10 protein-coding genes and 1 pseudogene are annotated in these 12,329 nt (G+C 65.9%); 6 read left to right on the top strand and 5 right to left on the bottom strand.

Annotated elements, in window-relative coordinates:
- Positions 1-108 precede the first annotated feature (108 nt).
- The 6 genes from ACOGJB_RS18380 (at position 109) to ACOGJB_RS18355 (ending at position 6,031) form a co-directional block, all read left to right on the top strand.
- Complete coding sequence (locus ACOGJB_RS18380; RefSeq protein WP_419838527.1) at positions 109-1,410, top strand: ATP-binding protein; 1,302 nt, start codon at positions 109-111, stop codon at positions 1,408-1,410.
- A gap of 596 nt (positions 1,411-2,006) precedes the next feature.
- Positions 2,007-2,171 carry a hypothetical protein gene (locus tag ACOGJB_RS18375; protein ID WP_419838526.1) on the top strand — a complete coding sequence of 55 codons (165 nt, stop codon included), beginning with the start codon at positions 2,007-2,009 and terminating at the stop codon, positions 2,169-2,171.
- Positions 2,168-2,887, top strand: a complete 720-nt coding sequence (locus ACOGJB_RS18370) for a hypothetical protein (protein WP_419838525.1) — start codon at positions 2,168-2,170, stop codon at positions 2,885-2,887. The genes ACOGJB_RS18375 and ACOGJB_RS18370 overlap by 4 nt, the downstream gene beginning before the upstream one ends.
- Positions 2,888-3,030: 143 nt before the next feature.
- Positions 3,031-3,924 (top strand): nucleotidyl transferase AbiEii/AbiGii toxin family protein, encoded by an 894-nt coding sequence (locus tag ACOGJB_RS18365; protein ID WP_419838524.1) that lies wholly within the window; start codon positions 3,031-3,033, stop codon positions 3,922-3,924.
- 95 nt (positions 3,925-4,019) lie between these two features.
- Positions 4,020-5,723: an IS1634 family transposase gene (locus ACOGJB_RS18360; RefSeq protein WP_419837700.1), complete on the top strand. Its 1,704-nt coding sequence runs from the start codon at positions 4,020-4,022 to the stop codon at positions 5,721-5,723.
- 26 nt (positions 5,724-5,749) lie between these two features.
- The gene (locus ACOGJB_RS18355; RefSeq protein WP_419838523.1) at positions 5,750-6,031 is read left to right on the top strand and encodes a hypothetical protein; all 282 of its coding nucleotides are present in this window, start codon (positions 5,750-5,752) and stop codon (positions 6,029-6,031) included.
- 207 nt (positions 6,032-6,238) lie between these two features.
- Here the strand turns inward: ACOGJB_RS18355 and ACOGJB_RS18350 are convergent, their stop codons facing one another.
- The 5 genes and pseudogenes from ACOGJB_RS18350 to ACOGJB_RS18330 form a co-directional block, all read right to left on the bottom strand.
- Positions 6,239-7,114 carry an acyl-CoA thioesterase gene (locus ACOGJB_RS18350; RefSeq protein WP_419838522.1) on the bottom strand — a complete coding sequence of 292 codons (876 nt, stop codon included), beginning with the start codon at positions 7,112-7,114 and terminating at the stop codon, positions 6,239-6,241.
- Positions 7,115-7,193: 79 nt separating this feature from the next.
- The gene (locus ACOGJB_RS18345) at positions 7,194-8,666 is read right to left on the bottom strand and encodes an amidase (RefSeq protein ID WP_419838521.1); all 1,473 of its coding nucleotides are present in this window, start codon (positions 8,664-8,666) and stop codon (positions 7,194-7,196) included.
- A gap of 58 nt (positions 8,667-8,724) precedes the next feature.
- Positions 8,725-9,599: pseudogene (locus ACOGJB_RS18340) on the bottom strand (IS982 family transposase).
- 318 nt (positions 9,600-9,917) lie between these two features.
- Complete coding sequence (locus ACOGJB_RS18335) at positions 9,918-10,640, bottom strand: hypothetical protein (protein WP_419838520.1); 723 nt, start codon at positions 10,638-10,640, stop codon at positions 9,918-9,920.
- A gap of 306 nt (positions 10,641-10,946) precedes the next feature.
- A complete protein-coding gene (locus ACOGJB_RS18330; protein WP_419838519.1) occupies positions 10,947-12,317 on the bottom strand; it encodes an aspartate aminotransferase family protein in 1,371 nt (456 codons plus the stop codon).
- Positions 12,318-12,329: the final 12 nt, after the last annotated feature.

Below are 12,329 nucleotides of genomic sequence, written 5' to 3'. Positions count from 1 at the left end.
AATACTCCTGAAACAGTCAGTTAGAATATTCCGAAGTGTCGATTGAAGCAATGGCGTCAAGCTGCGCTGCTTTGCCGTCGACATGCATCCAGCAGGAGGGGGGTTCTCGTGTCCGACGGCAAAGCCCGCAACGCCCCCAAGGCCACTCTGACACCCGCCGGCTACCTCACACGTGTGGTCCATCACGATCTCCGTGACGCTCTCGCTGCATCCGCTGCTGTGGTCGTGGAAGGACCTCGAGGTTGCGGCAAGACATGGACGTCAAAGCACTTTGCTCGAAGCGAAGTGCTGTTCGAGCAGGACGTGAGCGCCCGGCTCGCGTCGAGCGTCGCACCGCAGACTGTTCTCGAGGGCGCAGCACCGCGGCTGCTCGACGAGTGGCAGCTCGCGCCCGACGTGTGGCCCCACGTACGTGCTGCCTGCGATGCGCAGCCCGGCCTGAGCGGCCGCTTCATCCTGACGGGTTCCGCCACGCCGCCCGACGATCTCACGCGCCACTCCGGCGCCGGGCGCATCAGCCGGGTGCGCATGCGTCCCATGTCGCTGCTCGAATCCGGCCATTCCACCGGAGAGGTGTCACTGAATGGCCTCTTGAGCGGCGCTGCCTGCGCGGCATCGCCATCAGGCATCGACGTCGAAGGCATAGCCGATATCACCTGCCGCGGCGGCTGGCCCCGCCTGCTCAACCAAGACGCGGCGACTGCTCAGCGAGCGCTGAGGGACTACCTCAACGAGGTGTGCCGCGTCGATGTCTCTGCCGTCGATGGCGTGCACAGGAACCCCGAAGGGGTCCATCGCCTCATCATGTCGATGGCTCGCAACGTCTCCACGACGGCGTCGGTCAACAAGCTCGCATCCGAAGCCGGCAGCGGCGACGGACTGCACCGCACCACCGCGGGCAGCTACCTGAGTGCGCTGCGACGTCTGTTCGTGCTGGAGGACCTTCTCCATTGGCGCACTCATCTGCGTTCGCGTGCCACGCTCACTGCCAAGCCCAAGCGCCACTTTGTGGATCCGTCGCTGGCAGCCGCCGTGCTGCGAGCGACTCCCGGCCGTCTGCTGGGGGACCTTCCGGCGTTCGGCTTCATGTTCGAATCGCTGGTGGTACGCGACCTGCGCATCTATGCCCAAGCGAACGATGCCGTGGTCATGCATTACCGCGACAGCGATCACCTCGAAGCCGATGCCATCGTGGAGGCGGGCGATGGTCGTTGGATGGCAGTCGAGGTGAAACTCGGCAGCGCCAAGGGTGTCGACGACGCGGCGAAGTCGCTGCTTCGCCTAGCGGCCAAAGTCGACACAGATCTCATCGGCCCGCCGTCGAAGCTGGTCGTGGTCACCGCGTCCGGATACAGCTATGACCGCCCCGATGGCGTCGCGGTCGTCTCCGTGTCCGCGTTGGCGCCCTGAGCGCGAGCGAACAGGCGCCGACCTGCGGAAGCGCTCGGCTAGCTGTCGGCGGGCACAACGCCTTGACCTGTGTCTTTGCGGACTCGACGCGTTCGAAGCCATCCATGTGGGCGTCGGGTGTCGAGGGAGGTCGAGGCCGACCGCCGAGCGATCTGCTCTCGGCTCCGACAGGCCCGGCAGCGGATCTGCCCAAGAATCCCGCATCGGGCCCGCCCGCCTGCAAGGGCCGTTCACTCCATTGTGGGATGAGGGCGGGTTGATAGTCCGCGGCAGGGATCGAGGCCCCGCCGGGATCGATGCTCTCCGACGGCGAGCCCTGGATGGCCCCGCTGAAACGTGATGCCGTGTCGGTGCGGCTGCGGCCCCGCAACCGGTGGTCGGGTCCGGGGCGGCTTCAGTCCATTCGGCGTAGCTGCGATCAGCCGTCGAGGTGCTGCTTGGCCGTCGGGACGCCAACGCCAAGCAACGCGCCCGAATCCATGCATATCGAGTTGGCTTGTTCGCGCTCGAGTTTCGAGTTCGACGACGCTGAACCTGGTCGAGACCAGGGCCGATCACGTGCGCCGCGCCCGCCAGACGCAGCGTCATGAGCGCTCATGCTGCGCGCGGCTGCGAGCCGCGCCGGCAAGACCATGCTGAGCCGCGTCAACGACTGGTTCGTAGAGCACGGCCACGGCGAAGCGGCGCCGGACATCGTGGACCGCGCCCACGAGTACCCCCAGCCCTGGAAACGATTGTTGGGTGGTATTATTCCTACATGATATTGGCGACGGTGTCTGCGGATGCTCGCCGTGTGAGCATGTCCGCTGCCGCTCGTGAGTGGATCGAGAGTCTGCCATCTGGCACATGGTTCCGTTCGGGTGCCGTGCCGGGTCCAAGGCATGTCGTGCGGAACGTTCTCAGCCGCCTCATAGCAGCCGACCGGCCGATCATCGGCAGGGCAGCACGCGACATCTACTGGCGGCAACCGCCGCCGTCGGCCCGCAGGTACGGCAAGCCGCCGATGCTCACTGAGGCATTCGACTCAGTGCTCGGCCCTCCTGGCTCCAGCTATGCGGATTTTGGCGCCCTCAGCTTGATCGGTTGGTCCACTCAGGTTCCGTATCGCACGACCATCGCCGTGCCGCACCGCAACCTCACACCTCCTGCGTTGCCCGTCGGCTCGCCGGTGCGTTTCGTGGAACGCTCGAACACGCGACGTCGAGACCTGAACTGGAACGAAGCGAACCTGCTCGAGGCAGCCAGATCGGCTCTCAGAGCCGATTACCACAATTGGGATCACGCCATGTGGCTGCTCACCGACGCGAACGGCTGGATGAAACAAGGCGAGTCCATCCGCAAGGAGATGCTCCTGCGGGCATCCGAAACAGAGCCGAAGGAACGCGGCTGGGCAGGCTGCGAGAACAGCGACAAGTCGTTCGATGCCGTCATGGCCCGCCTTTCCGCAGACCTGCCGGACCTCCTGGAAGCCCCGTGAGGCGAGCGCAGCCATGCCTCGCTCCGACGCAGCGCGGTGGACAGTGCCAGAACTACGCCGACACCTGCCCTGTCGCCGCGCACCGCACCCGTTCGGCATCGACCGATGCAGCGGCGCGAGCGGCTCGGCCTGCGATGCGGGATGTGATCGCTGACAGCGGGAGCGATGCCTCGCCGCCGGTCCCGCTCGCTGATGACGCTGATCGCTTCCATGACGCAGCCGATGCGGCATCAGATCACTACGGGCTTTCGCGTGACCTGATTGTCCGCGACTACTGGCTCATCAGAACGCTGCACGCATGGAGGAACGCTGTCGGTGACGGCTATGTGTCGCGGAGATTCCCGAACGCTGATCTGTCCGACGCCGAGAATCTCGTCGGCCGTTTCGTCTTCGGCGGAGGGACTTCCCTGTCGGCAGCTTGGGGGATCACGCAGCGATGGTCACAAGACATCGACTTGGTGCTCAGCCCGCTTGGGCACGCCAAGGCAAAGGAACTGCGTCAGGCATGCATGGACGCGTTCGACAGAACCTCTCGACGGATCTCCGGCACCTACAAGATCGTCGGCAAAGGCCCGGAGCACAGATTCGCAACACTCGTCCACGCAGATCGGGCTGGGATCTCTCGTGTCGATGTCACGTTCAAGCCGCTCGACGCAGCCCCGATCTGGACTCAGCGTCAGCCAGTCATGTCGCTGATCGGACGTGTCTGCGGCGACGAGATGCTCAACGCCCACCCCGAGCTCGGCGGTTTCGAAATGTCCACTCTGGGACCGGGGACAACAGCGATGAACAAGCTGCTCGCACAGGCAGAAGCATCAACTTCCGGGGACATGCAATTCATCCGAGAACGCGCTCGCGACGTATACGACCTGGCATGCATCGCTCTTTCCGAAGACAGGTTCGAAGGACACATCGGGCGAGACAGCAAGGCGCTGCTGCACATCGCCGAGCAATGGGCACCCAGCGAGAACCGCAGACGTCCCGCAGACCCGAATTTGGCGCCTTGGGACGGTTTTTGGTGGGTGTCAGGCCTGTGACCTGCGGTTTTGTGTTCTGCGGGGGTGTTTCGTGACGAAAATGTAGGGGCGACATATTGTCGTCTGTGACGCTGTTTGCGCGCTATGGTGTGGACATGTTCGTGAAGACGACCAGACGTCGCAGGGGCGACAAGACGTACGAGTACCTGTCGTTGGTGGAGTCGGTGCGCGACGGCGCGAAGACCCGTCATCGCACGCTGCTGCGCTTGGGCGAGGTCACCGCTTTGCGCCGCTCGGGCCGGCTGGACCGCATCGTCGCGGCGCTGGTGAAGCACCTGGACACCGAACGCGTCGACGCGGGATCGCTGGAAGCCGACGCGGCGCCGGCGGCGGGCGGCGTGGCTTGCGCGGCGGCTGTGTGGCAGCGTCTCGGGCTGGACGGCTGGTTCGCGGCCGCGGGCGCCGAGCGCGACGCCGGCCGATTGTCCGACGCGGTGTTCGCGATGGCCGCGAACCGTCTGGTCGCGCCGTGCTCCAAGCGCAGGCTGCCCGAGTGGGCCCGATCCGATGTGGTCATGCCCGAGAGCTGGCAGGCGCCGTCGCCGTGGCAGTACTACCGGGCCCTGGACGCAGTCGCCGATCTCAAAGAAGACACCGAGGAGTTCTTGTTCTCACGGCTGTGCGACCTGACCAGCATGGATCTGCGGTTCGTCTGCTACGACCTGACCTCGACGTATCTGGAGGGCGCGACCGCGCCTTCGGAGCGGTTCGAGTCCAAGGCGTTCGGCTATTCCCGTGACCGCCGTCCCGACCGGCCTCAGGTCGTGATCGGCTTGTTGTGCACCGGCGACGGAGTGCCGATCGCGCATCACGTGTTCGCCGGCAACACCGCCGATGCGTCCACCTTGCCCGACGTGCTCGCCGATCTCACCGCACGGTTCGCTGTGGGCCCGATCTGCGTGGTCGCGGACCGGGGCCTGATCTCCGCCGACAACGTCGCCGCGGTCGCAGAGGCCGGCTGCGATCACGTTTTGGCCACCCGCCTGCATCGCGACAAAGCCTGCCAAGAGGCCCTCGAGACCATCGACGACGACACCGAATGGGCCGACGTGCCCGGCTTGAGGTGCCGCGCTGCCGAAGCGATTCTCGCTGACGGCACCCGCGCGGTGATCGTGGAATCCGACGCCCGCATGCGACGCGACACCAAGCGCACCGCCGAGCTCGTCGCCCGCACCGAAACCGCGCTGCTCGCTCTCGAAGACAGGGTCAGAGCCGGCCGGCTCACCGATGCCGCGAAGATCGGACGCGCCGCTCAGCGCATCATCGGCCCAAGCGGCGTCGGGCGTCTGTTCGACCTCGAGATCAGCGACCGACGCTTCGTCTATCACTACGACGAAGACGCCCACGCCTACGAAAAGCTGCTCGCGGGCCGATACGTGCTCACCACCAGCCTCACCGCCCAGCAAGCCTCCGCCGAACGCGTGGTGGCCGCCTATCGGCAGCTCGCCGACGTCGAAGCCCGTTTCCGCACTCTCAAGGACTTCCTGCGGCTGCGCCCCATACGGCACTGGACCGAACAACGCGTCCGCGGCCACATCGCCGTGTGCGTCCACGCCGCCGTCGCCGAGACCCTCATCACACGCGACCTCCAAACCGCCGCAATCGAAGACCCCGACATAGCCGGCCAGCATCTCAGCGCCGCCCGCGCCTTGCGCGAGCTCGACCGCATCCGCGAAGTCCGCCTGCGCGCCGACAACCAACCCGTCACCGTCACCACCCGCCGAAGCCCGCTGCAGACAAAGATCCTCGCGGCCACCGACACCCCCACCCGCCACTGGGACAAAGCCCGCATCGGCTGACGCACCCCCCCTTCCGAGACGATGTAGTGGAAACACCGACCCGCCGCGCCCCCGCTGACCAGCACAAACACAAAACACGCGCCAAATTCGGGGCAGACGGCTTCGCCGCGCTGCGCTCATTCGACCCGACAACCCCCGAGCATGAATCGCTCGCGCAGGGCTACGAAGAAGTCTCCAACAACATGGTCTGGGGGGAGAGAATCCCGCTACGCGAAGCAATTCGCCTAGCAGTCAGCCTCGATCCCGGCCCATCAGAACCGTACCGCCCGCCGGAACCCAACCCGCTCGTCGCCTACCCGCGGCACTGACCGCGCTTCAGCCGGCCGGCGCCGCGTTGATGGTTTCAGCGCCGACGTTCGTATTCGTTGGGTGACATGTTTCCCAGGGTCGAGTGCCGACGGCGGCGATGTCCTCGATGTCGAGGCATTCGTGGCGCAGGCGTCCGTATCGGGCCGGCCCGCCTGCAAGGACCCTTCGCTCCGTGGCATCGCAACCTGCTTGGACTCGGGGCCGCGCTACAAGCGGGCGAGCGCTTCTTGGACCGCGGTGGCGACGAGGCGGCCGTTCTGCCAGAAGCGGGCTTCGGCGGTGCCTCGGTTGCTCCGGGCGGCCAGCGGGCGCTGCTCGCAATAGATCCACTCGTCGGCCCGGGCCGGCTCATGGAACCACATGGCGTGATCCAGGCTGACGACCTGCACGTTGCTGTCCAGCCAAGTGACCCCGTAGGGCACGATCACGTTGTCGGCGAGACAGTCGTCGCTCATGTAGGCGATGATCGCCTCGTGGATCGCCGGGTTGTCGGGCAGCCGGCGGGGGGCCCGGAACCAGTAGTCGATGCCGCCTCGAGGTGATGGCCCCGTCGGTGCCCATGGGGCGTGCACGACCCGGTACTCAACCGGCCGGGTCATGTACGACCACTGCTCGCCGAAGATGGGACCAACCTGCGCGATGCACTCCTGATAGGTGGGTACCGAGGTGGGCGGCGGCACGTCGGGAGACATCGGTGTCTGAATGTCGACCTTGCCCGTCTCGGGGACATGGAACGTCGCAGTGAGCTCGAAGATCAGCCGGTCGGACTGGAACGCCTGCGATCGGCGTGTGCAAAACGCGCGCCCGTCACGCACACGATCCACCCGGTAGTCGACCTCGGCCAGGCCGTCACCGCCTCGCAGGAACACCGCATGCACCGAGTTCATCAGCCGATCCTCGTCAACGGTCCGCTGTGCCGCGACAACCGCCTGTGCCAGCACGTGCCCGCCGTAGAGTCCGAACTCGTCAAACCCGGAGCCTTTGCCCCGGAACGTGTCCGACCCGTTGTCGTTCTGCTGCAGGTCCAGCAGGTCCAGCAATTCGTCTAGGGCCTCGTCAACGGCCGCATCAGTGTCACTCACGGCCTAGTTCTCTAGCAGACCGCAGGACCTGCAAGCCCGACAATCGAGCGCAGCGCTGGGGTTTCGACGCGTGGGGCGGCTACTCGTAGCCGGGCGGGGAGGCGAATCCGCCGAGGGTGCGCTCGATGAGGGCCGCGTAGCGGATGCCGCGTCGGTCGCCCAAGTGTGGGGCCACGATCTGGATGCCCACCGGCAGGTTCAGCCCGTCGGCTGTCAGCCCGACCGGAGCGACCGTTCCGGGGAGGTACACGCTGCAGCTCCAGCCAGCCCAGAAGAGCTGATCCACGCCCAGCTCCTGGCGGCTGTCGATGTCGATGGTGCGAGTCGGACGGGTGCCCGTGTGGTCGTGGACGAACGCCGCCGATGCGGCGATCGGGCACAGCAGCAAGTCATAGTCGTCGAAGTACCGGGCCCACGCCTGCCGGTAGCCCTCGCGCTTGTTGTGGTGGGCGAACCACTCACGGTGGCTCATCGTCATCGCGTAGTCGACCAGCGACTGGTAGTCCCCTTCGCCATCGTTGTAGCGGTGAGCGCGGGACTGTGCGTCGTTCCACATCGCGTCGTCGGCCAGCGCCCCGGTGGCGGCGCGCAGCAGCATCAGGTAGTTCTCGTTGAACTCGTGCTGGTCAATGTCGGGTGCGGCTTCGCTGAGGTCGGCACCAGCGGCCGCCAGCGCGTCCACCGCCCGCTGCAAGGTGTCGATCATCGCCGTCGAATTCCGCATGACCGGCGTGTCCAGCATGACGCCCACCCGGAACGCGCCCAGCGTGCCGCGAGGTTCGGAACGCAGCGCCACGCGGTACCCGTCCGCATCTAAGCCGGACGGCCCAGCGAGAAGATCGAGCGCCAGATCCAGATCGGCAGCGCTGCGCGCCAGCGGGCCGCACACCGCAATGTCGCTTCCGACCAGGGCGCCGGGCACTGCGTGACCCCCGTCGGGCACCAACCCGAAGGTCGGCTTGTGGCCGAACACGCCGCAATAGTGCGCAGGGTTGCGGATGGACGCACCGATGTCGGAGCCCAGCTCCAGCGACGCCATGCCGGTGGCAAGTGCCGCCGCCGATCCGCCTGAGGAACCGCCCGGTGTGCGGGTCAGATCCCACGGATTGTTGGTGCAGCCGTAGATGTCGTTGAAGCTCTGCCAGTCGCCCAGCATCAGCGGCACGTTGGTCTTGCCCCAGATGACCGCCCCGGCATCCAGATACCGCGTCACCGTGACAGCGTCGGCTTCGGCCACGTTGTCTGCCCACGCCGGATTGCCCCACGTCGACGGTGTGCCAGCCCAGTCGAAGGCTTCCTTGATGGTCATCGGCACACCGTGCAGCGGCCCCCAGCACTCCCCCGCTGCGAGCGCTGCGTCGGCTGCTGCCGCCCGCTCACGCGCCTCATCGATCCGGGTCACGATCACCGCGTTCACCGCAGGGTTGAAACGCTCGTAACGGTCCAGCGCACCCTCGATCGCCTCGACCGCCGACACCTTGCCCTGCCGGATCAGCGAGGCCAGCTCGGTGGCCGGAATCAGGTTCGGATCTGTGTTCGTGACGCCTGTCATCGCGCCGAGACTAGGAGGAATCAGCTGCCTCAGTGGCTAGATGGTTAGTTCCAAGGGGTTAGTGGTCGTAGGCGATGAGTGAGCGTGCGGGGCCGGGCCGTTGGGTGGTCTGGTTGTGCCAGATGGCGGCGGTGAGGGCGAGCAGGCGGGTGGCGATGCGTGCTGCGACGCCGGTGCGGGTGCGTGCTTTGTGGCGTTCGAGGGCGGGTTGGCCTTTGAGGGCCCGGTTGATCGATTCGATGATCTGGCGCCAGGGCCGCAGGAACCTGGCGCCGGGCCGCGGGGCCTCGGTTCGGGTGGCGGGCCGTATGAGGGTGATGCCGGCGTCTTTGAGGTCGGTTTCGAACGTTTCGGAGCGGTGGCGGTTGTCGGCGATGAGGGTCTGGCCTGCTCGGGCGATCTGGGCGGTGGCGATCATGTCGGCGCAGACGTCGCGTTCGTCGGCTTTCGCGCCGGCCACCGCGTAGGCGATCGGCAGTCCTGCGGGGGTGGCGATCAGGTGCAGCCGCAGGCCCCAGAAGTACCGCGAGTGCGACGCGCAGTACCCGTATTCGGCCCATCCTGCGAGGTTCGAGCGTTTTTGGTCTCGCGGCTTCGGCCGCACTCGACGGGGGTGGAGTCGGCCAGCCACACGTCGTCGTGGAACGAGTCGCATTCGCGTGCGAGGCATCCCATCACACCGGCGATCATCTCCGCGCTGCGCCGCAGCCGCTTGTTGTAGCCGGCGCGGTCGGGCAGGTACGGGAACCACGCCCGCAGATGCTCATGGGCGTAGCGCATGAACTGCGACTCGTTGTCGAACCCCAACAGCGCCGAGATCACCGCCAACGTCACCAGCTCCGCGTCGGACAGCTTCGGCGCGAAACCCACCCTGGGCCGCCAAGGCGCCCACTGCGGGTTCTGCGCGAGCAGGTCGTCGATCCTCACATACAGTGCAGTCGCGAGGGTGACCCGAGTCCGGGCCCATGCTGAGAACCTCCAAGATCGAAGCGTGAATACACACCCCGAGCTTGGACACCCTCACCCCACCAGCGGTGGACCCCACCCCTTGGAACTAACCATCTAGCTGTGGGGCCCCTAGCGCAACTTCCTTCGATTCGAGGCAGTACTCCAGCTCACACCCACCACGCTCGGCGCTACCACCACGTCCGGAGCGCAACTTCCTTCGATTCGAGGCAGTGCTCCCGCCGTTGGCCGAAGCAGGGACGGTTCGGGAGATCCCATTGCCGCCGATAACGCTCGAATTCGCCATCATGGCTGAGGCCGTCGCTGCAGCAGATCGAACATGGCGCTCTGCCCTCGGTGGAGTTCGGCTAGGTCCGGGCTCATCCAGTGCAGGAGTTCGAGCGATTGCTCCCACACCTCATTGAGCGCGACCACCTTGTTCGAACCAGGGATCTGGATGCCATTGAGAATCGGTTCGTGATGCACTGCCCGGTTGCGAAGGCGCTGAAGCAGTGCGGTGCGACTATGCACCTCGGCTCGCGCGGGCCGCCCTTCGCGGCCTGATGCAGTTGTGGTGCCCTTTGAGAAGCCGAAGCGAAGTGTCGGGCGCCAGAGATTCGTTTCGTAGTCGATCGCGCGCCCGAGTGCGCTTTGCCCACCTCGTCCCAACAAGTGCACCCATACACCGAGCGTGGAGTCAGCGATGACCCTTCCGGGTCCAATGGTGCCCTTGCTAATCTTATTCTGATGCTTGCGGACGACACCAGCCAGCATCGCAGCCGTGATGTCGTCAAGCATCAGCGAGCTTGAGGCCCACCAGTCGGCACGACCGAAATAATCTGCGAGGCGGACGTGGATCGTGTTGCGAAGCGTCACCTCAATGTCCGCAGCGAGTGGCGCGACCGCCGCTGCCAGATCGACGTTCCATCGGTACAACGCCCAGGCGTGATCGTCGGACGACGCTCGGTGACGGAAGGTGCCGAACCGTGGCGTCGAGATTGCTTGCTCGACTCGATGGTTGAATTCCACGGCGGGTGAGCGTACGCTTAACCCAATTCCCCGGTGCCGCAAATACCTTCGTGGTATGCGCCCGGGGTATTGCCGTTCTAGGCGCAGGTGGGCCACCTCGTCGGCTGCTGGGGCGCCAATCACGCCGGACAGGCGACGACTCCGAGGTGAATGGTTGTCAACAGCGTCGCATGGGCTGGCGCTGACATTGCCACAGTCCGGTCACGTTGACTGGGGGTCTTCAGTCACTGCCGCCAGTGGGAGCGATTGGTATGGCATGAAGTGAGGACGCGGGCTGGGCATACGGATACGGCAATGGCCTGAGATTCAGCTGGACCAGGCGGCGTCGGCGGCTCGGAGGAGGTGAGCGATGTCGTCGTCGGTCATGGCCAAGCTGAGGCAGCCGAAGCCCCCGCCCGACAGATAGACGCCGCCCGCTTGGATGTCGTGTTCGAACCGTTCGATTTCGGCGGCTTCGTCGCTGCTGAGATGCGCGTCGCGGTAGTTGCGGATGTGTCGGGAGTGGGGATGCACCTTGAACAGGCTCCCCCGACCGGTGACCTGCCAGTCCACACCGGCTCGGGAGATCGCTGACCGCAGACCGCTGCGGACTGCTTCTCCCATGTCGTCCAAACGTACGAAAGCAGCGTGATCGAGCTGGTTCATAGTGGCGAGCCCAGCGGCCATGGTGACGGGGTTCGCCGTGAATGTCCCTCCCGAGGGCACCTTGGCCCGACTGCCGCCGGAACGTGCGAACGTCGACATCGGCCCCTCGCGCCCCGCAACACCGCCGACGGGAAAGCCGCCGCCGATGATCTTGGCCACAGTGGTGATGTCGGGATCGATGCCGAGCAGGGTCTGCGCTCCGCTGTAGCCCAGCCGGAAGGAGATGACCTCGTCGAGCACCACCAGCGCGCCCACCTCACGCGTGGTCTCGCGGATTGCTGAGATGAACTCCGGTTCGATCACGGGCATGCCCACCCGGTTCGGCATGACGTCGAGCAGCACCGCCGCCAGCTGATCGCCGCTTCGGCGGATCGCAGCGCGGGCACCCTCAGCGTCATTGAACGAGATGATGCCCACCTCGTCTTCGACCGACGCCGGCGTACCAGCGGCATAGCGCACCGTCGACGGCGCCGTCGCATCACCCCAGTTGGTGGGATTGGGCGACTGGCTGGCTTCCGCGTGGTCATAGGTGCCGTGATAGGCACCTTTGACCTTGATGACCTTCGGCCGCCCGGTGTAGGCGCGGGCGGCTTTGAGGGCAGCCATGACCGCCTCGGTACCCGAATTGCAGAATCGGATGAGCTCGAAGCTCTCGACACGCCCGCACAGCAGTTCGGCCAGATCGACTTCGGCGTCATTGGGGAACGAGAAGGCGGTGCCTCGAGCCATGCGGGCCTGCACCGCGGCGGCAATCGTCGGATCGGCGTGGCCGATGATGATCGACGCGAAATTGTTGTTGCAGTCGAGGTAGCGGTTGCCGTCCACGTCGGTTACCCACGCGCCCTCGCCGTGATCGACGTAGATGGGGTGCCCGCCCTTGCGCAGCAGGGTGTCTCGCGACGTGCCGTCGGTGATCGAGCGCCGCGCGCGCTCATACAGCGCTGCAGACGCCTCGGTAGGCCATCGTCCCGACTCGGTCATCTGCATGGTGGCGTTTGCTGTGCCTGCTGAGACATCTGCCAAGTCTGGCATCGGTCCCCTGAG

This window comes from Candidatus Poriferisodalis sp. (assembly GCF_965208895.1).
Lineage (GTDB): Bacteria > Actinomycetota > Acidimicrobiia > Acidimicrobiales > Poriferisodalaceae > Poriferisodalis.
Note: the sequence above shows the minus strand (reverse complement) of the source record. Positions and strands in the feature narration are given on the sequence as shown.